The following is a 22,752-nucleotide window of genomic DNA, read 5'->3' as shown; positions in this document are numbered from 1 at the left end:
TTCATGGCTGCCTCGTTCCGTGTGAGGCGGCAAACACCGGGCCGCCCAGGTAGGTGTAATAGAAGCGCCGCTGGGCGGTAGACAACAGCACGCGGTGGGCGCGCAGGAAGTCGCGCCCCAATATCATCTGATAGGCCCTGGTGTTGAGATCGCCGTCGACCGTCTCCACGACGGTGATGCGCGGCTGGTCGATTTTTTCCTCGCCGATGGCGAAGCTGTCGAACGTGGCGATCGACGATTGCCGGCTGTTGCCGTTGAGGCCTTGCAGCCTGCTGCCTTTGCGGACGTCGGCGGACGCGGGATTGTAGCCCAGGCGCTCGGCGGTACGCTGGTCGACTATCGAAATGGAGGCGCCGGTGTCGATCAGGGCCATCAGCTTGCTGCCATTGAGCATCACCGACACCATGGCGCGGCTGTCGCCGCGGGGGATTTCCAGCGGCACGTCCAGCGCGTTGACGTCCCAGTAGGCCAGCGCCTTGTCGTCGCAGCCTGCGCCGCGGAAGAACTTGAGTTTCTTGTCCGCCAGCGCAATTTCCAGGTCCGCTTGCAACAGGTAGTCGGCGCCGATGATGCCGCCATAGCCGGGCAAGTCGTAGCCCTCGACCACCGGGAACCAGGTCTGGCGCACCCGCGCCGGCCCGATGATCACTTCTTTCGGACGAGCTGTAAATATCGCCGCACGGCCACCCAAGCCTTGCACAATCTCGCGAGAGCGGGTGAGGGTGATTTGCTGGCGGTCGAGTTCGGCGCGCGTCAACAGGGTTTTGAAGGCGCCGGTGTCGACCAGCATCTGCACGGTCTTGCCGTTGATTTGCGCATCGAGGTAAGGCGTATTGGAAAAACGCTCGTCCACACTGAGGTCCAGCGCGGCCAATTCGGTGTAGCGGCACTCGGGGGCGGCGACGCTGGAGACGGCGGCCAGCAGCAGTGGCACGCAAAGCAGGAAACGGGTCATGGATATGTGGAGCTATAGGTAGACGCCGATGTTATCATTTTATTTAACTTTCGTCTTTGACATCGCGCGAAAAACGCCGCCGGTACATTCACACCTTCATAACAACCGTTCGTCCGGCGGCAATCGCCGTCTGTCGGATGTCCCGTGCAAACGGTGGTTTTTTTGTCTAGAGTGTAGCCATTGCCATCCACATTGAGAGCGATGGCGATATCTACCTGGATGGGAAATATCATGCGTACTTTTGTGTGGGCATTGCTGCTGGGCTGCTGCATTCCCGGCGCGGCGGGCGCGGCCGAGAAGCCGTTGCAGGAGGCTGACTTGCAGGAGTTTAAGGGACAGTACGATCTGGCCGACGGCCGGACGTTGACGGTCAGCCAGCATCGCAAGAAACTGTTTGTGCAGATGAACAACGGCCCGGCGGTCGAGCTTGAGCCTGCGGGCAAGGGCGCGTTCATCACGCGCTGGGGCGGGTTGCGCGTGGAGTTCGACCAGCGCGACAACGGCAACGTGGCCGGCGTCCGCCTGCTGGGACCGGAACAGGTGGCGCGCCGGCAGGACTGAGCCGGCGCCTGCGTTCTAGGTCAGCAGCGGAAGGATGCCGTCCAGGCCGACGAAGTTCAGCGCCACGTTGGCCTGCTCGCGCACCACCGGCTTGGCGCGGAACGCCACCGACATGCCGGAGATGCTCATCATCTTCAGGTCGTTGGCGCCGTCGCCCATGACGATGGCCTGCGATGGCTCGATGCCGAGCTCCGCGCAGACGCGCTCCACGGTGCGCTTCTTTTCCTCGGCATCGACGATGCCGCCCACCACGCGGCCGGTCAGGCGTCCGTCGACGATTTCCAGCTCGTTGGCGTGGGCGTAGTCCAGGCCCAGGCGCTCTTTCAAACGCGAGGTGAAGAAGGTGAAGCCGCCCGACACCAGCAGCGTTTTCAGGCCGGCCTGCTGCACCGCCTTGAGCATGGTTTCCGCGCCAGGCGACAGTTGCAGGCGCTCGTTATACACGCGCTCCAGCGCCGACGCCTCCAGGCCTTCGAGCAGCGCCACGCGGCGCTTCAGGCTCTCGGCGAAATCGAGCTCGCCGCGCATCGCCGCCTCGGTGATCTCGGACACTTGCGGCTTGAGCCCCTGCATGTCGGCGATTTCGTCGATGCATTCGATGGTGATCAGCGTCGAATCCATGTCCATGGCGACGAGCTTGAATTCGCTCATCTTGTGCATGCCGATGGAGTAGGTGGCGTCCAGCTGGGCCGCCTGGGCCGCCACTTCGATGGTCTGGCGCAGCGCCGGCGAGAACGTGATGCCTTCGCAGCGCAGCGCGCGTTCGTTCAACCAGGTGATGTTCTTTGGCGCCGTCAGCGCCGCGATGCGTTCCAGTCTGGCCTTGCAGTCGTCCAACCCTTGCAGCACGAGATTCATAGTATTTTTTGCAGTCTTCATAAATGCGTATAGCGTTTTTTGGGCTAAGCGCCCAAGTTACTGGTTAAGGCTCATGCGGTCAACTGTTTGATCGCACCTTTGATCTGGGCGACACGCGCCGCCAGGTCGGGCATGGCGGCGGTGATCTTCAGTTTGTCCTGGCCATTGAGCTTGATCTGGCGGTTCTTCTGGATCAGCTCGATGATGCGCATCGGGTCGATCGGCGGCTTGGCCATGAACTGCAAGGTGGCGGCTTCGCCATGGGCGTCGATCTTGACGATGCCCACGGTCTTGGCGGCGATGCGCAGGCGGTGGGTCTCGATCAGGGCCTTGACGGGGTCGGGCAGTTTGCCGAAACGGTCGATCATCTCTTCCTGCATGTCGTCGATCTTGTCCTGGACGTTGCAGTTGGCCATGCGCTTGTAAATAGATAGCCGTTCGTGCACATCGCCGCAGAAATCGGCCGGCAGCAGCGCCGGCACGTGCAGGTTGATCTCGGTGGTGGTGGCCAGCGGCGCCGCCAGGTCCGGCTCCTTGCCGGCCTTGAGCGAGCGCACCGCCTCGTTGAGCATGTCCGAGTACAGCTGGAAGCCGATCTCCGTCATCTCGCCGGACTGGTTGTCGCCCAGGACTTCGCCGGCGCCGCGGATCTCCAGGTCGTGCATCGCCAGGTAGAAGCCGCTGCCCAGTTCTTCCATCTGCTGGATCGCGTCCAGGCGGCGCTGCGCCTGCTTGGTCAGCGACTGCACGTCGGTCACCAGCAGATAGGCGTAGGCCTGGTGGTGCGAACGGCCGACGCGCCCGCGCAGCTGGTGCAGCTGCGCCAGGCCGAACTTGTCGGCGCGGTGCATGATGATGGTGTTCGCGGTCGGCACGTCGATGCCGGTTTCGATGATCGTGGTGCACAGCAGGATGTTGTAGCGCTGCGCCACGAAGTCGCGCATCACTTTTTCCAGGTCGCGCTCGTGCATCTGGCCGTGGGCGACGGCGATGCGCGCCTCCGGCAGCAGCTCGGTCAGCATCGCCATGCGGTTCTGGATGGTCTCGACCTCGTTGTGCAGGAAGTAGACCTGGCCGCCGCGCTTCAATTCGCGCAGACAGGCTTCGCGGATGATCGATTCGCCCTCGCTGCGCACGAAGGTCTTGATCGCCAGGCGCTTTTGCGGCGCGGTGGCGATCACCGAGAAGTCGCGCAGGCCTTCCAGCGCCATGCCCAGCGTGCGCGGGATGGGCGTGGCGGTCAGCGTCAGCACGTCGACTTCGGCGCGCAGCGATTTCAGGGTTTCCTTCTGGCGCACGCCGAAACGGTGTTCCTCGTCGATGATGACCAGGCCGAGGCGGGTGAACTTGACGTCGTCCGATAGCAGCTTGTGGGTGCCGATGACGATGTCCAGCGTGCCGTCGGCCATGCCCTTGATCGCCTGCGTGATCTCCTTGCCGGTGCGGAAGCGCGACATTTCGGCGATGCGCACCGGCCAGTCGGCGAAGCGGTCGGCGAAGGTCTGCGCGTGCTGCTCGGCCAGCAGCGTGGTCGGCGCCAGGATCGCCACCTGCTTGCCGCCCATGACGGCGATGAAGGCCGCGCGCAGCGCCACTTCGGTCTTGCCGAAGCCGACGTCGCCGCACACCAGCCGGTCCATCGGCTTGCCCGAGGTCATGTCCTTGATGACGTTGTTGATCGCTTCCTGCTGGTCCGGCGTTTCGTCGAAGCCGAAGCTGTCGGCGAAGCGTTCGTAGTCGTGCGCCGAGTATTCGAACGCGTGGCCCTGGCGCAGCGCGCGGCGGGCGTACAGGTTCAATAGTTCGGCGGCGGTGTCGCGCACCTGTTCGGCGGCGCGGCGCTTGGCTTTCTCCCAGGCGCCGGAACCCAGCGCATGCAGCGGCGCGTCTTCCGGCGAGGCGCCGGAGTAGCGCGAGATCACGTGCAGCTGCGATACCGGCACATACAGCTTGGTGTCCTTGGCGTATTCCAGGTGCAGGAATTCGGTTTCGCCTTCGCCCAGGTCCATGCTGGTCAGGCCCATGTAGCGCCCGATGCCGTGGTTGATGTGCACTACCGGATCGCCGATCTTCAGCTCCGACAGGTCGCGCACCATCGATTCGACCTGGGTGACGGCTTCCTGTTTCTTCTTGCCGACGCGGCGGCCGGAGCCCGCATACAGCTCGGTCTCGGTGATGAAGATGAGATTTTCATCGGGCGTCGACAGCTCGAAGCCGGCGTGCAGCGGCGCCACGCCCAGCATCAGCTTGGCGTCGGAGGTGGCGAAGCCTTCGTAGCCTTCGACCGGCGTCAGCGCCAGGTCGTATTCGGTGAAGTACTGCTGCAGTGTTTCGCGGCGGCCGTTGGTCTCGGCGCAGATCATCACGCGGCGGCCGGCCGGCAGCAGGTAGGCGCGCAGATTGGTCAGCGGGTCGTCGCTGTGGCGGTTGACGGCGATGTTGGGCACCGGCGCCGACAGCTCGGAGGCGCCGTTGCCATCATCCTTCGCGTCTTTCGAGATGACCAGCCTGCCGTAGGGCTTGGCCAGCGTGAAGAACTGTTCGTCCGACAGGAACAGGGCTTCCGGCGCCATGATCGGGCGGTCGCGGTCGGACTTCAGGAAGCGGTAGCGCGAGCCGGTGTCGGTCCAGAAGCGCTTGATGGCGGCGTCGATGTCGCCCACCAGGGCCAGCGCGGCCCCTTGCGGCAGGTAGTCGAACAGCGTGGCCGTCTCTTCGAAGAACAGCGGCAGGTAGTACTCGATGCCGGCCGAGGCGATGCCGCTCTTGATGTCCTTGTACACCACCGAGCGCGAAGGATCGCCTTCGAACTGCTCGCGCCAGCGGTTGCGGAAGGTGGTGCGCGCCGCTTCGTCCATCGGGAACTCGCGGCCGGGCAGCAGCCGCACCTCGTTGACCGGGTACAGCGAGCGCTGGGTGTCGGCGTCGAAGGTGCGGATGGTTTCGATGGTGTCGCCGAACAGGTCGAGCCGGTAGGGCAGGGCGGAACCCATCGGGAACAGGTCGATCAGGCCGCCGCGCACCGAGTATTCGCCGGGCGACATCACCTGCGCCACGTGGGTGTAGCCGGCCAGCGTCAGCTGCGCTTTCAGGCGCGCTTCATCGAGCGACTCGCCCTTTTTGAAGAAGAAGGTGTAGGCCGCCAGGAAGGACGGCGGCGCCATGCGCACCAGCGCCGTGGTGGCCGGCACCAGCATCACGTCGCACTGGCCGCTGGAGATTTCGTGCAGCGTGGCCAGGCGCTCGGACACCAGGTCCTGGTGCGGCGAGAAGGCGTCGTAGGGCAGGGTCTCCCAGTCCGGCAGCAAATGGCAGCGCAGCTGGTCGCCGCCGAACCATGGGATCTCGTCCAGCAGGCGTTGGCCGTCGCTGGCGTTGGCGACGATCACGGCCAGCATCTGGCCCTGGGATTTGAGTTCGAGCGCGGTGAGCGCCAATGCATAGGCGTCCGACGAGCCGTGCAGCGCAGGCAGGGCGAAGCGGGTGCCGGGTTTTGGTAGGGAGTTTTTTAAGACCAGGGACACAACACACATTCACTGTTAAAGGCGCGTCGCCAGAGTGGCAATGCCGCTGCCGACATTATAGACGAAGCCTAGTGTTCGAGTGAGCGCGGTGCCACCCCGGTGAGGCTGGGGTCTGACCCCGGACGGGGTCAGACCCCTTCGGCCCGCCGTGCGGGGTCAGCGCACCCGGTTGGCGATGCCGAAGGGTACATGGACCATTGGTATGTTGCCGCCGGCCGACTTCAGGTGGCTGAGCTGGTCGTCGAAGAAGATATGCGGCTTGAAGATGCCCAGCACCCGCGCCTTTTCCATGCCGCCGAGGAAAAACGTCTCGTTGGCGGACACGCCCCAGCTCTTCAGCGTGGTGACCACGCGCTCGTGCGACGGCGCGCTGCGGGCGGTGATGATGGCGATCCGCAGGATGCGCTTGTACGACGGGTCGCGGCGCTGGGCGCGCTCCTCGAGCCGCTGCATCAGCGACAGCTTCTGGAACAGGTCGGCCAGCGGGCCGGGCTGGTGGGGGATGGCGACCCGTTCGCGCTCGTGCGCATGGAACTCGTCGACATCGTTGTTGCGCTTGAAGACGGTTTCCGATTCGTCGTCGGCGATCACACCGTCGAAGTCGAAGGCGACCCGCAATTCCTCGTCGTCATCGTCCTCGGTGCGCGAGGGCAGCACCAGGCCGGCCGGATAATTGGCCTCCAGCGCGTTGCGGACATCCTCTTCGTTGGCGCTCAGGAACAAGGAGGTATTGAAGGCCGGCAGGTAGCTGTACGGCGATTTGCCCGTGACGAAGCAGGCGCGCGAGATGTCCAGCCCGTAGTGGGCGATGGAATTCATCACCCGCAGCCCGGTTTCCGGCGAATTGCGCGACATCAGCACCACTTCCACCGGCGCCGACTGCGCGTAGTGCTTGTTGATGTTGAGGAAGCGGCGGATGAAGGGGAAGGCCACGCCCTTGCCGAGGATGACGTCGATATGCTGCTCCTGGTACTTGCGGTATTCCTCGGCGCCGCCCTCCAGGTAGATCTTGTGCGATTCGGTCAGGTCAAACAGCGCGCTGGAGGCGATGCCGATCACCAGTTTGTGCTCGATAGGATAGGCCATGGTTTAGTCGGTGGATTGCTATAAGCATCACTTTACCCGATACGCCGGCATAGCGTGCGGCATATTATTGGTATGCAATTGGTCATATAGCACGGATATTTTTCTTATCAATAATGTTATTCTTGTTGTTAATGAGATATAATCCAGCCCTTGCTTGAGGGTTTTTCCTGTTTCCTAACGAACATACCAATTACATACCATGACCATTTCCACTCTGATGCACCGTATTTTGCCGCTGGTGCTGGGCGCGGCCGCCCTGTGCAGCGCCCAGGCCGCGGCGCCTAGTTTCAACCTGGGTCCGGCGTCGGACTACAGCGCCTATTTCTACGGCAACGCCAGCAATTTCACCGATATCGAAGGCCGCCTGGCCGTCGGCGGCAACGTCAACACTTCGGGCGCATCGATCGGCTACCGCACCCCGTTCGGCGTCACCGCGCCGAGCGTGGTGGTTGGTGGCAACGTCAAACTGAGCGGCGGCGACATCTACGCCGCGCCGCTGGCCAATGTGAACACCAATGCCTCGATCGGCCCGATCACCGAATACACCAAGAATTACAACGGGTATGGCGTGTATGGCGGCTCGAACAGCTCGTCGTCCTACCTGACGCTGAACAAAGCCAATATCTCGGCCTACGCCGACTTCGGCGCGGCCAAGACCCAGCTGACCGGCCTGTCGAACACGCTGAACAGCCAGGCGGGCAACGGCACGGTCAACTTCGCCAACGGCGGCATCGAGCTGGTGGGCAACAACACCGCCGGTCTGCAAGTGTTCAACGTCAACACCCGTAACCTGAGCAATTTGACGCTGAGCAACGTGAAAGACGGCGCCACCGTGGTCATCAACGTCACCGGGACCGGCGACGTGGTGTTCGGCGGCGGCCAGGACGGCCTGCTGGAGCACCTGCGCGCCAATGTGCTGTTCAACCTGAACGACGCCAGCGCGGTCAAGGTCAGTACCTTCGTCTGGGGCTCGGTGCTGGCCAACGACGCCGTGCTGTCCGGCACCGGCCACCTGGAAGGCAGCATCGTCGCCAAATCCATCATCAGCGCCGTCGAGATCGGCTACGAGCCGTTCAAAGGCTACGTCGCCACCCCGGTGCCCGAGCCGGAAACCTATGCCATGCTGCTGGGCGGCCTGGCGCTGATGGGCGTGCTGGCGCGCCGCCGCAAGGCCTGATACCGGCCGGCGTCGCGAAAAAAGCTGCCTCGGCAGCTTTTTTTGTTTCTTTCTTGCATGGACGATTGCCACTGGCCGTGCGCTGGGATACATTGAGGCATCCACAAGGCGGAATCCGGCGTGCTCAATCTCGACACTCTATTGTTGGTACAGGTCTGCGTCACACTGTTGACGACGGCGCTGCTGGTCGCTTCCGCCTGCTACTCCGGCAGCCCGCCCGAATTGCGCTGGTGGGCGCTGGGCAACCTGGTAGTGTCGGTCGGCCTGGCGATGGTCAACCTCGACGCCCTGCCGGTCATCCTGAATATGGTCGCCGGCTACGGCGTGATGGCTTTCGGCCTGGCGCTGGTGCTGCGCGGCCTGCGCGTGCATTGCTCCGATACGCTGAGCTGGCGCCACGTGGCCGTCATCACCGTGCTGGCGCTGCTGGTCTCCGGTTACTTCAGCCTGATCATGCCCAGCCTGCGGGCGCGGCTGTGCTTCAGCGGTTTCTATTTTGCGCTGCTGAACTGGCTGTGCGCCGCCACCATCGCGCGCCACGGCGGCTGGCGCGGCATCATCATCAGCGTGGTCGGCTTCTCGGTGCTGGGCCTGGCCCTGTTCGTGCGCGGCATGCACATGCTGTTCCATGGCGATCCGGCCGATGTACCGAGCTCGCTGGTGATGGGGGCGAGCATGCTGGTGATACCGCTGGCCCAGGTCTGCATCGCTTTCGGCCTGATCCTGATGGTGATGTGGCGCTACGCCGAACGGCTGCGGCGCCTGTCGACGCTCGATGCGCTGACCGGGGCGCTGAACCGGGCCGGCCTGGAAATCCACGGCAAGCGGGTTGCGCTGCGCGCGCAGCGCGGGCGCCGCAGCCTGGCCGTGATCATGATCGACGTCGACTTCTTCAAGGTCATCAACGATACCTACGGCCATCCGGTCGGCGACGAGGTGCTGCGCCATCTGGCGGGGATACTGAAGCTGGAGCTGCGGCCCTACGATTTGCTGGCGCGCTTCGGCGGCGAGGAGTTCGTGCTGGTGCTGGACGGCTCGGATCTGCCTGCCGCGACCAAGGTGGCCGAGCGTCTGCGCGCGCGCATCGAGCTGGAACTGGTGGAGATCGATGCGCTGTCGGTGCGCTATACCGCCAGTGTCGGCGTGGTCTCGTCGGACCAGCACGGCTATGACCTGATCGGCCTGATCTCCGCCGGCGACGTCGCCATGTACGAAGCCAAGCGCGCCGGCCGCAACCGCGTGATCGGCGGCTGAACACCGGCCGCCGGCCTCAGGTCTCAGGACAGCAGGGCGATCAGCGAGTCCGGGTGCAGACCCCAGCCGGCCAGGCCGGACAGGCCCATCAGCACGCCGAACGCGGTCGGCACCAGCGCCGCAAAGTACAGCGCCCACAACTGGGTCAGCGCGGTGATGGCCAGCAGCGAGATGGCAATCGCCAGCAACGCGTCCGACAGGTCGAACTGATCGTCCTTGAAGTTGGCGGCGTCGTAGGTTTTCTGGTCTTGCTCGGCCTGAGCCTTGGCTTCGGCCTTCTTGCTGTCCTGGTCCTGGACCACCTTCTCGTACTGCTTGATCGCTTCCTGATACGCCGCCTGCTCGGCCGCCGGCTTGCCCGCCGCGGTGAGGCGCAGCTGCACCACGGTCGATTTGGCGACTTCCTCGCGCACGTTGCGGGCCTGGTAGAAGGCCCAGTGGTCGACCCGGTTGGCCTGCGCCTGCTGCATGCTCTGGTTGATGTTGTCGTCCTTGACCTTGCAGATGCCCATGAAGGTGGCCAGCAGCGCGACGGTGATGGCGACGGTGGCGTTGAGTTTGCGGCCGGCGGCGGGGGTGTCGTTCTGGGTGTCGACGATGTCTAGTGGTTCCATGTTCGGTGGGGAGGTGTAAAAACCGCAAGCTTAACCTACAACTGTGCGCACCGCACCACAGACTTAAAGAATCTGGTTGACGCTGCCATGCAGCCGGCAGCATATTTGGCCTTGTGGGAATTGTCACAGATTCTCTCACCGATTTCACCACTTCAAGGGGACGGGATGTTCAGGAATTTACTCATCAAGTGGAAGCTCGCCGTGCTGGTGGCGATCATGATGGTCACGCTGCTGGTGGTGGGTGCGGCAGGCTACACGGGCATCGTCAAGGTGGGCGGCGCCGTCAACGAAATCGGCGTGGTGCGGCTGCCGTCGATCCAGGGTTTGCTGGCGATGAGCGAAGGCCAGACGGCGGTGGCGGCGGCCACGCTGTACACGGCGGTCTACGAAAACGACTATCACTCGCAGGACAAGTTCGGCGAAGCGCAGGAGCTGCGCAAGAAGGCCTGGGCCAATATCGATCGCGGCTGGAAGCGCTACGAGCCGCTGCCGCAAACGGCCGAGGAAGAGGTGCTGTGGAAGCAGTTCACCGGCGAATGGGCGGCGTGGAAAGCGGTGGACGACAAGATCGGCGTCATCGTCGGCGCCATGGCCGGCAACAAGGACGAGCAAAAGCAGAAGGATTTGTTTGTCGATTTCTATGCGCAGTACCAGCTGTCGCGGCCCCTGTTCCTGAAGGCCGAGGCGACGCTGATGAAAATCGAAAAACTCAACGAGGATATCGCGGCCACCAGCGTGCAAGAGGGCGCGGCGGCGATCTCGCGCGCCGAATGGGCGATGGTGGCGTCAGGCGTGATCGCGGCGCTGGTGGCGATCGGCTGCGCGGCCTACATCACGGGGGCGATCACCACGCCGATCAACGAGGCGGTGCGCGTGGCGCAGACGGTGGCCTCGGGTGACCTGACCAGCCGCATCGAAGTCGGGACCACCGAGGAAACCGGCCAGCTGCTGCAGGCGCTCAAGGACATGAACACCAGCCTGATACGCATCGTCGGCCAGGTGCGCGGCGGGACGGAGACCATAGCGGCGGCGTCGACGCAGATCGCCAGCGGCAACCTGGATCTGTCCTCGCGCACCGAGGAGCAGGCCAGTTCGCTGGAGGAGACCGCGTCGTCGATGGAGGAGCTGACGTCGACGGTGCGGCAGAACGCGGACAACGCGCGCCAGGCCAACCAGCTGGCGGCGTCGGCGTCCGGCGTGGCGGTGCGCGGTGGCGACGTGGTGTCGCGCGTGGTGGATACGATGGAGTCGATCAACGCGTCGTCGTCCAAGATCGTCGACATCATCAGCGTGATCGATGGGATCGCGTTCCAGACCAACATCCTGGCGTTGAACGCGGCGGTGGAAGCGGCGCGGGCGGGCGAGCAGGGACGCGGCTTTGCGGTGGTGGCCTCGGAAGTGCGCAATCTGGCGCAGCGTTCGGCCACGGCGGCCAAGGAGATCAAGGAATTGATCGGCGATTCGGTCGACAAGGTCGGCGCCGGCAGCAAGCTGGTGGCGGAAGCCGGAGCGACGATGGGCGAAATCGTCTCCAGCGTCCAGCGCGTGACCGACATCATGGGCGAGATCACGCTGGCGACGCAGGAGCAGAGCGTGGGCATCGACCAGATCAACATGGCGGTGGGCCAGATGGACACGGTGACGCAGCAGAATGCGGCGCTGGTGGAAGAAGCGGCTGCGGCGGCTGCCTCGTTGCAGGAGCAGGCGGCGGCGCTGGCGGAAGTGGTCAGCGTGTTCAGGTTGGACCAGGTCGCGGCGCCACGTCCGCAGGCGATGGCGCGGCGGCAGACCCACGTGACGGCAGCGCCTGCGCGGGTTGCCGTCGCGGCGCCGGCCGCGCGCCCGGCGTTGAAGGCCGCAGCGGCCAAGGCCCCGGCGCGCCAGACGGCCACTGTGGCGGGCGATGACTGGGAAGAGTTCTAACAATAAAGTAAGCCACTATCTGGCGCAGCAGCAAAGTCAAGCGGCCTTCGGGCCGCTTTTTTTTGCTTTGACATGGCTCAATCGTGGCGACGCTTGCCGGTGCTACGGTGGCAGCTCGACTATGCTGCCGCGAGGAGCGAACATGCCTGCCAACGATGATCCCAACCGCATTGAAAATGCCTCACGTGCCGCCTATGATGGAAGAGCAGAAGTGCGCTTCGCCGCGATAGAAACACGCCTCGCGGCGCTGGAGGTCGATGTGGCTGTGATACGGACAAGTTTTGCAACCAAAGATGATGTGCAATCATTGCGCGAGGAAATCCACGCCGCTACCGAGCGCATCATGAAAGTGCTGTACGAGCACAAACTGGAATTCAACAATGCACTAGCCGCGCAACGTGAAGATTTCCATGTCGCGCTGGTCAGGCAACGTGAGGAATTCGGCGCCGCCCTGTCTCGGCAGCATGAAGAATTCAGCGCCGCACTGGCTCGGCAGCATGAAGAATTCAACATGGCCCTGATGGAGCATCGCGTCGAACTTCATAAGACGTTGATGAGTCACACTTGGAGGGTGTACGGCCTCGCCATCATGCTACTTGGTGGCGTCTATTACATAGCGCGTTACGTCCACTGAATTTACTCGTAAGCCGCGAGGCGCTTCTGTTCGTCGGCGGAGAAAATAGCGTCGCGCAGCTTTTGGAGCGAGGCCGGATCCGCACCCGGAGTCAGTTGCCGGCGTTGTGCCAGGTAGCTGGCGATGCGGCTGTGCCAGTCCGCTTCTTCGCGGTCGACGTCGGCCAGGCGGGCCGCCGCTTCGGGCGATAGCGCGGCGGCGCGCATGCGGTAGATCTCGTTGTCGCCCATGCCTTGCTCGCGGGCCTTCGTCACCGCTTCCTCAAGCCTCAGCACCCTGGCCGGCGCATCGCGCTCGTCGCGCACTTGCTGCGGCAGGCGCGCATCGAGCGCCGCAATACGCTCCTTGCGCTGCGCATCGGTCAAGCTCTTGTCGGCGTTGATCTCCAGCCGCGCCACCGCGTCCAGATCGTAAGCGTCGCTGGCGCTGAACAGCCCTTCGGCTTCGGCGTCGCTGAAATACGAGCGGCGCAGGCGCTGCATGGCCTCCAGCCGCCGACGCGCACCCAGAGCCGGATCCGGCGTGGCCGGCAGACCGCGTTCCACATCGACCAGCGCGCGCTTGTAGGCCAGGTAGGCGTCCAGCAGGCGCTTGGCCTCGGCCGCCGGCGCGGGGCTCAGGCGGCGATCCAGCTCGCGGCCTATCTCCACGCGTATCGCCTCCAGCGGCTTCTCGCCGAGTCCCGCCAGATAGTAGTCGAACAGGTAGGCCAGCTCCGCGTTGACGGTCAGCTTGTCCGCCGCGGTCTGTCGCACGTCGCCGTCGGGCCGCGTGCCTGTCATCGACGGCACAAACGCAAAATAGTTTGGATCGGCGGCGCTGGCCCGCGGCGCCTCGCTGCGCGGCAGCGCCAGATACAGGCCGACGCCGACCACGGCGGCCAGCGCGCCGAAGCGCAGCAGTTTTGCGTTTGTGCTCATCATGCGCTCCTTACAGTCCCAGTCCCTGCAGGCGATTGGCCTGCTGGCGGAAGATGGTCACCGGGCTGGTCTCGAACAGGTTGGTGATGCCCACCAGCTGATTGACTTCGTCCAGATGGTTCATTGCGTAATCGTCGCGGATCACGCGGCCCAGGTGGCTCGAGCAGCTGCTGACCAGTCCATCGTTCTTGGCGCCGTTGAAGGCGATCGCCGTCAGCGCCAGCACCGGATCGCTGGCGTCCAGCAGATTGGTGTAGGGCTGCGCGCCGCTCCACGAGAAGTAGTACACGCCGCGCACCTGGTAGTCGCCTTCGCCGCAGGCCGACGTCGGCACGCCTTCAGGATGGCTGCCGTTGAAGGCCAGCGTGCCGGCGGTGCTCAGCGAGGTGGCCGCCGCGCGCGCGTTCTGCGGCAAGGTCGGGCTGCCCGACAGGAAGCTGATGAAGCCGGACACCGCGTTCGCCAGGCTGTAGGTCACGTCCGGCACCGCGCCGATCAGCACATCGGCCACCCTGGAGCCCTTGTTGACGCCGCCGACGCTGCTGACCGAAGCCACCAGGTCCGGCCGCACCGACGCCACATAACGCGCCGTGGGACCGCCGTGGCTATGGCCGATCAGGTTGACCTTGGAGGCGCCGGTGGCGGCCAGGATTTGCTTGACCTGCACCAGCAACTGCTCGCCGCGCACCTCGGTGCTGTTGGCGGCCGACACCGACGTCACGTACACATTGGCGCCGCCGCTGCGCAGCCCGGAGGCGATGCCATAGAAGTAGTCGACCGGGCCGATGTTGTCGAAGCCGAACAGGCCGTGCACCAGCACGATCGGGTATTTGGTTTGCGTGTAGCCGGCCGCCCAGGATGGCGCGGGCAGGGAGGTGAGGGCGATCAGGCAGACCGCGAGGTACTTCCAGAAGCGTTTTGTCATTGAAGTCTCCGATTATATTTTGAGGTCCGGGTATTTCCCCGGTCATCAAAATGTAGCACCGAGCCGCTGGCCTTGCAGTCCGCACGCTAGGCCCTGGGAGCCAATCTGATGGGCCTCTGATCCCAGTTGTTTTCCTGGGCTATAATCGACACCAAAACTCAAATAAAGAGACTACCTTGCCGTCGCGATTCGACTTCCAACAATTTCAGGCGATGACGCCGCTGGACGGCGTCAATATCTGGGCGTATCTGCTCGACCACAACGCTGAACGCATCACCGTCAAGCGCCGCAAGCCGGCGCTGGAAAACCTGGAGAGGATTTTTCGGGCCACTTTCAAGCTGGCCAACGACGTTGGCTTTCGCGCCATGAACCTGCGTGACCTGTGCCAGGAGACCGGCCTGTCGATGGGCGGCTTGTACGGCTACATCAGCAACAAGGATCAACTGGCGGAGATGATCGAGGACGTGGTGCGCCACGCCACCCAGGAGATGCCGCGCCTGTTCGACGACGTCACCGAGCCGCTCGACAAGCTGGAAGCGCTGATGCGCGCCTCGATCTACGTGTCCGAGATCTTGCAGCCGTGGTTTTATTTCGTCTTCATGGATTCGCGCGTGCTGCAATCGGCGCAGCGCACCACAGCCAAGGAATCGGAGCTGCATGTGCAGGCCTTGTTCGCCGGCGTGATCGCGCAGCTGCCGCAGCGTCCCGCCGGCAGCCCGGAGCTGCTGGCCGCGCACATCATGGCGATGTTCCAGGACTGGTATGTGAAGCGCTGGAAGTACCGGGCCGCCGATGTCGGCCCGGACCAGTTTGCAGATAGCGCCGTGCGCATGATGCGCGGCTACCTGTCGCAGTGAGTTAGTTGTCGTTGCTCGCTGTTTGCGGCTGTGCCTTGACCCATGCCACCAATTGACGCATGGCTGGCGCCGGGTCCTGCGCATAGCGTTGAATGATCGTGCGGTAAATCGCCTGGACTTCCGTCGTCAATCCCTGGCCCGCCAGTATCTTGGCGCGCGTGACACTGCTGTCGGCGACCATGTTCCGTATTTGCTCTACGTTGTCGTGCGCGAAGCGCTGTTCAAGATCGGCATACGCTTGCATGGCTTGGTCATTCCGGTTCAGGTAGCCGCAGAGCTGGCCCTTTTTGAACACGCTTGCGGCGACATGCACGCGCAGCTTGGGGTCTTCATCCTGCCCGTAGCGCTGGTCTATTTCTGCAAAGACGGAAAGGGCCTGCTCTGCTTGTCCCAGCTTGAGCAGATTGGCGGTTCTATTCAACAGATCCATGGCGACGATTTCGCGCAGCGCAGGTGAGGGATCGTCAACAAAGCGGCGGTCCAGATCATCGTTGGATGCGATTGCCTCCGCGGCACGGTCCAGTTGAGAAAACAATAATCCGCGGTTGAACAGCGTTCGTGCTATTTTTTCCCGCACTGCCGGCGCCGGGTCGTCGCCAAATCGCCTGACGATTTCATCATAGACGGCGAGTCCGTCGGCAGTCTGGCCCACGGCCGCCAGTTTGCTGCCTTTGCCGATCAGGCCGCTCGCTATTTTTACTCGCAATCCGATGGCGGCCTGTGGACTGGCATAGCGCGCAATGTCTTCCGAAGCGGTTGTCGCTTCATCGAATTTCTCCGCCTTGACAAACAATAGCCCCTGTTGGTGCAGCGCGTGGGCGACCAGTTCGCGCAATACCGCTTCTTCACTTGCGCCGAAGCGCCGCGCGATTTCACCCAGGACGGCAATGGCGGCGTCCATTTGCAGCAGCGCCTGCAGGCTTTGCGCTTTTCTAAGCAGGCTGTATGCCAGCAGTTCTTTCTCCAGCGCAGATGCTTCGCTCCGGTAGCGCCGTTCTATTTCATCGCAATGGGCGATCTGCGCCTCCGGCCTCGCCAGGGCCTCCAAACGCAGGCTCTTATTGTTGAGCGCATTGCACAATAATTTACGCATCTCCAGCGCCGGATCTTGCCCATAGCGCTCGATCAATTCGCCGTAAACGGCCAACTCGTCTTCAAACTGGCTCAGGCGACCCAAGGCGATGGCCTTGTCCATCAGGCAGGCGGCCACCATGTGGCGTACGACTGGGAAGGACTCCCGGCCATACCGCTGGTCAAATTCGGAAAGTACCGCGACTTCTTGCTGGAAGCGGCCCAATTGCCTGAGAGTCTGGCATTTCCTCAGAAAATTCTTTGCCACGATTTCGCCGAAGGGCGACGATACCGGAAAGCGCGCGAAGCGCCGCTCGATTTCTTCGAACACTGCTAATTGCTCGTCGAACCGTCCCAGGCTCCCCAACAACGCTTCTTTATTGCACAATCCTCGCGCCAGCACGCCGATCAAACCATGTTCCGAGCTTTGACCGAAACGTTGAACCAGGTCGTCGTAGATGGAAATCTCGTCGTCTATCTTCCCGGCCTGCCCCAGTTTGACTGCCTGGCTAAATAGGTTTTGGGCGACCTGCAGATCCACGCCGGCGTCGGCGCGTGCTGACGCGGTTTTCGGGTTCAATAGGGAGCGTGCCAAATCGCCTATTTTTTTCCAATCGGGAATGGGCATGTTTAATTAAATTTAGTTGGTTGGCGGCGTAGTGCCGGTCGGCTGCGGCGCCACGTTCTCCGCGCCCGGCGTGGGGTTGGCGTCGTCCATGTCCAGCGTATGGCGTGCGGCGTCGCCGGTGAACTCGTCGTACAGCCACTCGCCGTCCACCTGCGTCAGTCCGGCCGGAACCTGGCGTTCCTGCGCCGGACGGTTTTGCAGCGCCACCTTCATGTAGTCGATCCAGATCGGCAGCGCCACGCTGGAGCCGAACTCCTTGCCGCCCAGCGATTTCGAATCGTCATAGCCCATCCACGATACCGCCACGATGCCGCCGCCGTAACCGGCGAACCAGCCGTCGACCGCGTCGCTGGAGGTGCCGGTCTTGCCGGCCAGGTCAGGGCGGCCCAGGCGGGCCACGGCGGCGCCGGTGCCGGTGCGCGTGACTTGGCGCAGCATGCCGTCGGTGACGAAGGCGTTGCGCGGATCGATGACGCGGGCGTCGTCCGGCAGCGTGGTGCGCGGCTTGGCTTCGGAGATGATCTTGCCGCTGCCGTCGACGATCTTGGCGATCAGATAGGGCTCGACCGTGTAGCCGCCGTTGGCGAACACCGAGTACGCGCCCACCAGCTGCGCCGGCGTGACCGAGCCGGTGCCCAGCGCCATGGTCAGGTTCTTCGGATGCTTGGCCAGGTCGAAGCCGAACTTGCCCAGGTAGTTGTGCGCGTACGGCACCGTGATCGAGCGCAGGATGCGCACCGAGGCCACGTTCTTCGATTCGGCCAGCGCGGTGCGCATGGTGATCGGGCCGTCGAACTTGCCGTCGTCGTTTTTAGGACTCCAGGCCTCGTTGCCGGTTTCGGCGCCGGTCAGGTCCAGCGGCACGTCGTTGATCAGGGTCGCCGGCGAGAAGCCTTTTTCCAGCGCCGCCGAATACACGAACGGCTTGATCGAGGAACCCGGCTGGCGCCAGGCCTGCGTCACGTGGTTGAACTTCTGCAGGTTGTAGTCGAAGCCGCCGACCATGGCGTGATAAGCGCCGCTGACCGAATCGATGGACACGAACGCCGCCGCCACCTGCGGCACCTGCGTGATGCTCCAGCCGTGCTTCTCCTGCATGATGCGGATCACCGCGCCGGGGCGCAGGCGCACCGCGTCCTTGGCTTTGTCGGTCAACGCGTTGGCGGCCAGGCGCAGGCCGTCGCCGCTGATGACGATCTCTTCGCCGAACGGATTCTGCACCTTGACCGACTTGGCGCCGGCTTCCAGCACCACGGCCGGGATCAGGCGGTCGCTGCCCGGGCGGCGTTGCAGCGCCTCCTCGATGGCGTCGTCGCGCTCTTCCTCGCCGGCCGGCAGCGTGATGAAGGCTTCCGGGCCGCGGTAGCCGTGGCGCTGGTCGTAGTTCAGCACATTGCGGCGCACCGATTCGTAGGCCGCGTTCTGGTCGGCCTTGAGGATGGTGGTGTAGACGCTGATGCCCTTGGTGTACGAGTCCTCTTTGAATTGGGCGTACACCACCTGGCGGGCCAGTTCGGCCACGTACTCGGCGTGGGTGTCGAACTCCTGGCCGCGATGGCTCACGTGCAGCGTTTCGTGCAGCGCCTTCTGGTACTGGTCTTCGGTGATGTAGTTCAGGTCGCGCATCGACTTCAGCACCACGTGCTGGCGTTGCTTGGCGCGCTTGGGGTTGACGGCCGGGTTGTGGCGGGCCGGGTTTTGCGGCAGGCCGGCCAGCATCGCCATCTCGGCGATGTCCAGGTTCTTCAATGACTTGCCGAAGTAGACCTGCGAGGCCGCGCCGAAACCGAAGGAGCGCTGGCCGAGGTAGATCTGGTTCATATACAGTTCGAGGATCTGCTCCTTGCTGAGCGCCGCCTCGATCTTAAACGCCAGCATGACTTCATTGAGTTTGCGGCCGTAGAATTTTTCGCGGGTGAGGAAGAAGTTGCGCGCCACCTGCATGGTGATGGTGGAGCCGCCCTGGCGCATGGCGCCGCCCAGGTTGGCGCGCGCCGCGCCCAGCGCGCGGCGCCAGTCGATGCCGTTATGCTCGTAGAAGCGCTTGTCCTCGATCGCCAGCACGGACTTCTTCATCATCTCCGGGATGTCCTTGATCGGCACGAAGTCGCGGTGCTCCTCGCCGAATTCGCCGATCAGGGCGTTGTCGGCGGTGTAGATGCGCAGCGGGATCTTGGGCCGGTAATCGGTGATCACTTCCAGCGACGGCAGGTTGGGCGCCACGTACAGCAGCATGTAGGCCAGCAGCAGGCCGCCGGCGATCAGCGCGGCGACGCCGGCCACAATAAAGCCGCGGATGGCGTTGCGGCGGGTCAGCCATTTGGACAGGTTGATGGGGGAAGCAGTCAAGGCGTAGTCTCACGGTAGCAGCGGTAGGCGCGATTATAGACCAACAAAATTTGGGTACACTTAAATGAAAAGTGGCTTTTTATGCAAATACGGTCACTCAACCCTATGACTATTGGTGATTTTGTCGTAACGTAACAGATATCTGACTAAAATCGCTTTACAACCGGGGAAGACATGGCGGAACCGCAGCACACTCTCGATTGCGACATCCTGATCGTAGGAGGCGGCATCAATGGCGCCGGCATTGCGCGCGATGCGGCGGGGCGGGGCTTATCGGTGGTGTTGTGCGAAAAGGACGACCTGGCCTCGCACACCTCGTCGGCCTCCACCAAGCTGATCCACGGCGGCCTGCGTTATCTGGAGTATTACGAGTTCAATCTGGTGCGCAAGGCCTTGATCGAGCGCGAGGTGCTGCTGCGCGCCGCGCCGCACATCATGTGGCCGCTGCGCTTCGTGATGCCGCATGCGCCCGGCCAGCGCCCGGCGCTGATGATACGGGCCGGCCTGATGCTGTACGACCTGCTGGCCAAGCGCGAGCTGCTGCCCGCATCGGCCGGCATCAACCTGCGCACGCACGCGGCGGGCAAGCCGCTCAAGCCCGAGTTCCAGCGCGGCTTTATCTATTCCGACGGCTGGGTGGACGACGCCCGGCTGGTGGTGCTGAACGCCATCGACGCCTGCGAAAAAGGCGCCACCATCCTGACCCGGACCGTGTGCAACGCATTGACGCGCAAGGCGGACGGTTGGCAAGCGGATCTGCACAAGAGCGGTTGCGGCGATGTCCGCGTCAATGCGCGCTATGTGGTCAACGCGGCCGGGCCGTGGACCGCCAGCCTGCTGCACGCCACGTTGCCGAAAGAGGGCGGCGGCAATCTGCGGCTGATCAAGGGCAGCCATATCATCGTCAAGCGCATCTTCGAGCATGACAATGCCTACATCTTCCAGCACCCGGACGGCCGCATCGTGTTCGCGATTCCCTATGAGCGCGACTTCACGCTGATCGGCACCACCGACCTCGATTACCGCGGCGACGCCAACCAGGTCGCCATCAGCGACGACGAAATCGGCTACCTGTGCGAGCTGGCCAGCCAGTACTTCGTCAAGCCTATCGTGCCGGCCGATGTGGTGTGGACCTATTCGGGCGTGCGGCCGCTGGTGGAGGACGGCGCCGACGCCAAGGCCGTCACGCGCGACTACCGGCTGGAGGTCGACAGCGACGGCCCGCCGATGTTGAGCGTCTTCGGCGGCAAGATCACCACCTTCCGCAAACTGGCGGAGGAGGCGGTCGACCTGATCGCCAAAGCGCTGAACAACCGCCACGGCGCCTGGACCCACAACGCCTGCCTGCCGGGCGGCGACCCGTATGGCGCCGAGCCGCAGAATCGCTCGGTGCTGGAATTCGACACCTGGGTGCGCAATATACAGGGCCGATACAGCTGGCTGCCGCCGCTGCTGGTGGCGCGCTACGCCCGCGCCTACGGCACCCGCATCCACACGCTGCTCGGCCAGAAGGAAGGCGTCGCCGAGATGGGCGAGGAGATCGCGCCGGGCCTGTACGCGGCGGAAGTGGAGTACCTGCGCCGCTACGAATGGGCGCGCACCGCGCAGGACATCCTGTGGCGGCGCTCCAAGCTTGGCCTGCACCTGCCGCAGGACACCGGCGACAAGCTGCAAGCATGGCTGGCTGAGCACCCGTTCCAGTACAAGCAAGCGGCATGAAATAAAAAAACCACCGGCCAGAGCGCGCTCAAGATCGCGCTCCGTGCCGGTGGTTTTTTATTGGAGCTGGAGCGCTTACTTCACGCCGTGCATCAGCTTCTGGATCAGCGGTGCGATCAGGAACAGCAGTACGCCGGCGGCGGCCAGGGCATAGAAGCCGTAGCTGTAGCCGACCAGCGCGGACGACACCGACATGCCGGTTTCGCCGCTGACCGCCGAAGCGAAGATGCCCGACAGGTTGTTGCCGATGCCGGTGGACAGGAACCAGCCGCCCATGCCCAGGCCCACCAGGCGGGTAGGCGCCAGCTTGGTCACCATCGACAGGCCGATAGGCGACAGGCACAGCTCACCGATCGATTGCAGCGTGTAGACCATGACCAAAGGCCAGAACGGGATCTTGTTGTCGGCATTGACCAGCATCGACAGCGCGAACATCAGCAGCGCGAAGGCGGCGCCGTTGAACAGCAGGCCCAGGCCGAATTTACGCGGAATCGATGGGTTTTTACTGCGCATGGCGACCCAGATGAAGGCGATGATCGGCGCGAAGCCGATGATGGCCAGCGAGTTAAAGATCTGGAACCAGGCCACAGGGAAGGTCCAGTTGAACATCTGGCGGTCGACGATCTTATCGGCCAGGAAGGTGAACGAGCTGCCTGCCTGTTCGAAGAACATCCAGAACATGATATTGAAGAAGAAGATCAGCAGCATGGCGATGACCTTGTCGCGGGCGACCTTGCCGTTCTTGACGCCTTCGATCAGCAGCATCACCGACAGCAGAACGAACAGCACGGACAGCACTATTTGCAGGTTCTGCGCGCCGGCGGCCAGCAGGAAGTACACGACCGGGATCACGCACAGCGAGCCCAGTGCCACGTAGATCATGCGCTTCGGATCGGTGTTCGATGCGTCTGGTGCGCCGATGCCTTTCAGGTTGCGGCGGCCGATGAAGAACCACACCAGGGAGATCAGCATGCCGAAGCCGGCGGACATGAACACCACTTTGTAAGCAGGCATGCCGTGGGCGCCGAAGATGGTGGTGGCCAGCCATTCGGTCAGCACCGGTGCGACCAGCGCGCCGGAGTTGATACCCATGTAGAAGATGGTGAAGCCGGAATCGCGGCGGGTGTCGGCGGCGCCATACAGCTTGCCGACCATGGTCGAGATGTTCGGTTTGAACATGCCGTTGCCGACGATGATGGTGGCCAGGCCAAGCTGGAATACCGTCTGGTCGGGGAAGGCGATCATGAACAGGCCGGCCGCCATGAAGGTCGCGCCGATCAGGATCGAGCGCTGGTAGCCGAGGACACGATCGGCCACGTAGCCGCCGAACAGCGCGGCGGCATAGACCAGCGCCAGGTAGGAGCCGTATATCAGGTTCGCTGGGGCCTCACCGGTAGCGTCGCCGTTGTAGAACTGGGCCACGACGTAGAGCACCAGGGCCCAACGTATGCCGTAGAACGCGAAACGTTCCCAGAACTCGGTCATGAACAACATCCACAGCGGAGCAGGGTGACCCATGATCTGCTTGAATTCGGGAATAACGACTTCCGTATTGGTGGTGGTAGCACCGCTCATGCGGCTTCTCCTAATTTTATGATCTATGAAAAGTGTCTCAGGTTCCCTTGTGGGGAGCCAAATTGGGCGCCATTTTAATCTACAAATCGCTCCGCTCGTACATTTTGATGGTCCGCCTGCAA

17 protein-coding genes are annotated in these 22,752 nt (G+C 63.4%); 7 read left to right on the top strand and 10 right to left on the bottom strand.

The window, feature by feature from the left end:
- Position 1: 1 nt before the first annotated feature.
- On the bottom strand, positions 2–955 hold the full coding sequence (locus RUGAMON1_RS13950; protein ID WP_445231073.1) for an aspartyl protease family protein: 954 nt from the start codon (positions 953–955) through the stop codon (positions 2–4).
- A gap of 231 nt (positions 956–1,186) precedes the next feature.
- Here RUGAMON1_RS13950 and RUGAMON1_RS13945 point away from each other — a divergent pair, with 231 nt between their 5' ends.
- Positions 1,187–1,516 carry a DUF3471 domain-containing protein gene (locus RUGAMON1_RS13945; protein ID WP_445231072.1) on the top strand — a complete coding sequence of 110 codons (330 nt, stop codon included), beginning with the start codon at positions 1,187–1,189 and terminating at the stop codon, positions 1,514–1,516.
- Positions 1,517–1,531: 15 nt separating this feature from the next.
- On the opposite strand, the gene serB is transcribed toward RUGAMON1_RS13945, so the two are convergent.
- From serB to RUGAMON1_RS13930, 3 genes are all read right to left on the bottom strand, one after another.
- Positions 1,532–2,374 carry a phosphoserine phosphatase SerB gene (gene serB / locus RUGAMON1_RS13940; RefSeq protein ID WP_445231071.1) on the bottom strand — a complete coding sequence of 281 codons (843 nt, stop codon included), beginning with the start codon at positions 2,372–2,374 and terminating at the stop codon, positions 1,532–1,534.
- A gap of 71 nt (positions 2,375–2,445) precedes the next feature.
- On the bottom strand, positions 2,446–5,907 hold the full coding sequence (mfd, locus tag RUGAMON1_RS13935) for a transcription-repair coupling factor (protein ID WP_445231070.1): 3,462 nt from the start codon (positions 5,905–5,907) through the stop codon (positions 2,446–2,448).
- 147 nt (positions 5,908–6,054) lie between these two features.
- Positions 6,055–6,984 carry a 5'-nucleotidase gene (locus RUGAMON1_RS13930; RefSeq protein ID WP_445231069.1) on the bottom strand — a complete coding sequence of 310 codons (930 nt, stop codon included), beginning with the start codon at positions 6,982–6,984 and terminating at the stop codon, positions 6,055–6,057.
- Between the two features lie 199 nt (positions 6,985–7,183).
- Here RUGAMON1_RS13930 and RUGAMON1_RS13925 point away from each other — a divergent pair, with 199 nt between their 5' ends.
- Both RUGAMON1_RS13925 and RUGAMON1_RS13920 read left to right on the top strand, forming a co-directional pair.
- The gene (locus tag RUGAMON1_RS13925) at positions 7,184–8,161 is read left to right on the top strand and encodes a choice-of-anchor A family protein (protein WP_445231068.1); all 978 of its coding nucleotides are present in this window, start codon (positions 7,184–7,186) and stop codon (positions 8,159–8,161) included.
- Between the two features lie 120 nt (positions 8,162–8,281).
- On the top strand, positions 8,282–9,415 hold the full coding sequence (locus tag RUGAMON1_RS13920) for a GGDEF domain-containing protein (protein WP_445231067.1): 1,134 nt from the start codon (positions 8,282–8,284) through the stop codon (positions 9,413–9,415).
- 23 nt (positions 9,416–9,438) lie between these two features.
- On the opposite strand, the gene RUGAMON1_RS13915 is transcribed toward RUGAMON1_RS13920, so the two are convergent.
- Positions 9,439–10,029: a DUF4337 domain-containing protein gene (locus tag RUGAMON1_RS13915; RefSeq protein ID WP_445231066.1), complete on the bottom strand. Its 591-nt coding sequence runs from the start codon at positions 10,027–10,029 to the stop codon at positions 9,439–9,441.
- A gap of 165 nt (positions 10,030–10,194) precedes the next feature.
- Between RUGAMON1_RS13915 and RUGAMON1_RS13910 the strand changes: the two genes are divergently transcribed.
- Positions 10,195–11,952, top strand: coding sequence for a methyl-accepting chemotaxis protein (locus RUGAMON1_RS13910; protein WP_445231065.1), 1,758 nt, complete (start codon positions 10,195–10,197; stop codon positions 11,950–11,952).
- Between the two features lie 142 nt (positions 11,953–12,094).
- A complete protein-coding gene (locus RUGAMON1_RS13905; RefSeq protein WP_445231064.1) occupies positions 12,095–12,586 on the top strand; it encodes a hypothetical protein in 492 nt (163 codons plus the stop codon).
- Positions 12,587–12,588: 2 nt separating this feature from the next.
- On the opposite strand, the gene RUGAMON1_RS13900 is transcribed toward RUGAMON1_RS13905, so the two are convergent.
- Positions 12,589–13,509 carry a lipase secretion chaperone gene (locus RUGAMON1_RS13900; RefSeq protein ID WP_445231063.1) on the bottom strand — a complete coding sequence of 307 codons (921 nt, stop codon included), beginning with the start codon at positions 13,507–13,509 and terminating at the stop codon, positions 12,589–12,591.
- 7 nt (positions 13,510–13,516) lie between these two features.
- Positions 13,517–14,431, bottom strand: a complete 915-nt coding sequence (locus RUGAMON1_RS13895) for a lipase family alpha/beta hydrolase (protein ID WP_445231062.1) — start codon at positions 14,429–14,431, stop codon at positions 13,517–13,519.
- Positions 14,432–14,607: 176 nt separating this feature from the next.
- On the opposite strand from RUGAMON1_RS13895, the gene RUGAMON1_RS13890 reads away from it, so the two are divergent.
- Positions 14,608–15,288 (top strand): TetR/AcrR family transcriptional regulator, encoded by a 681-nt coding sequence (locus RUGAMON1_RS13890; RefSeq protein ID WP_445231061.1) that lies wholly within the window; start codon positions 14,608–14,610, stop codon positions 15,286–15,288.
- 1 nt (position 15,289) lies between these two features.
- On the opposite strand, the gene RUGAMON1_RS13885 is transcribed toward RUGAMON1_RS13890, so the two are convergent.
- Positions 15,290–16,987 carry a tetratricopeptide repeat protein gene (locus RUGAMON1_RS13885; protein WP_445231060.1) on the bottom strand — a complete coding sequence of 566 codons (1,698 nt, stop codon included), beginning with the start codon at positions 16,985–16,987 and terminating at the stop codon, positions 15,290–15,292.
- A 12-nt stretch (positions 16,988–16,999) separates the two neighbouring features.
- Positions 17,000–19,336, bottom strand: a complete 2,337-nt coding sequence (locus RUGAMON1_RS13880) for a penicillin-binding protein 1A (RefSeq protein WP_445231059.1) — start codon at positions 19,334–19,336, stop codon at positions 17,000–17,002.
- A gap of 174 nt (positions 19,337–19,510) precedes the next feature.
- Between RUGAMON1_RS13880 and glpD the strand changes: the two genes are divergently transcribed.
- Entirely contained in the window at positions 19,511–21,055 is a 1,545-nt protein-coding gene (gene glpD / locus RUGAMON1_RS13875; protein ID WP_445231058.1) for a glycerol-3-phosphate dehydrogenase, read from the top strand.
- A gap of 75 nt (positions 21,056–21,130) precedes the next feature.
- Here glpD and RUGAMON1_RS13870 read toward each other — a convergent pair whose 3' ends face one another.
- Positions 21,131–22,630 (bottom strand): peptide MFS transporter, encoded by a 1,500-nt coding sequence (locus RUGAMON1_RS13870; RefSeq protein ID WP_445231057.1) that lies wholly within the window; start codon positions 22,628–22,630, stop codon positions 21,131–21,133.
- Positions 22,631–22,752 lie beyond the last annotated feature (122 nt).

The organism is Duganella rhizosphaerae (assembly GCF_040364205.1).
Classification (GTDB): domain Bacteria; phylum Pseudomonadota; class Gammaproteobacteria; order Burkholderiales; family Burkholderiaceae_D; genus Rugamonas; species Rugamonas rhizosphaerae.
The sequence above is the reverse complement of the archived record's forward strand: the minus strand, read 5'-3'. Positions and strand labels throughout refer to the sequence as shown.

Coding starts and splice junctions, on each gene's coding strand:
- RUGAMON1_RS13915 (WP_445231066.1), bottom strand. CDS start 10,029: ATGGAACCACTAGACATCGTCGACACCCAGAACGACACCCCCGCCGCC.
- RUGAMON1_RS13885 (WP_445231060.1), bottom strand. CDS start 16,987: ATGCCCATTCCCGATTGGAAAAAAATAGGCGATTTGGCACGCTCCCTA.
- glpD (WP_445231058.1), top strand. CDS start 19,511: ATGGCGGAACCGCAGCACACTCTCGATTGCGACATCCTGATCGTAGGA.
- RUGAMON1_RS13925 (WP_445231068.1), top strand. CDS start 7,184: ATGACCATTTCCACTCTGATGCACCGTATTTTGCCGCTGGTGCTGGGC.
- RUGAMON1_RS13900 (WP_445231063.1), bottom strand. CDS start 13,509: ATGATGAGCACAAACGCAAAACTGCTGCGCTTCGGCGCGCTGGCCGCC.
- mfd (WP_445231070.1), bottom strand. CDS start 5,907: ATGTGTGTTGTGTCCCTGGTCTTAAAAAACTCCCTACCAAAACCCGGC.
- RUGAMON1_RS13870 (WP_445231057.1), bottom strand. CDS start 22,630: ATGAGCGGTGCTACCACCACCAATACGGAAGTCGTTATTCCCGAATTC.
- RUGAMON1_RS13930 (WP_445231069.1), bottom strand. CDS start 6,984: ATGGCCTATCCTATCGAGCACAAACTGGTGATCGGCATCGCCTCCAGC.
- serB (WP_445231071.1), bottom strand. CDS start 2,374: ATGAATCTCGTGCTGCAAGGGTTGGACGACTGCAAGGCCAGACTGGAA.
- RUGAMON1_RS13895 (WP_445231062.1), bottom strand. CDS start 14,431: ATGACAAAACGCTTCTGGAAGTACCTCGCGGTCTGCCTGATCGCCCTC.
- RUGAMON1_RS13905 (WP_445231064.1), top strand. CDS start 12,095: ATGCCTGCCAACGATGATCCCAACCGCATTGAAAATGCCTCACGTGCC.
- RUGAMON1_RS13910 (WP_445231065.1), top strand. CDS start 10,195: ATGTTCAGGAATTTACTCATCAAGTGGAAGCTCGCCGTGCTGGTGGCG.
- RUGAMON1_RS13945 (WP_445231072.1), top strand. CDS start 1,187: ATGCGTACTTTTGTGTGGGCATTGCTGCTGGGCTGCTGCATTCCCGGC.
- RUGAMON1_RS13950 (WP_445231073.1), bottom strand. CDS start 955: ATGACCCGTTTCCTGCTTTGCGTGCCACTGCTGCTGGCCGCCGTCTCC.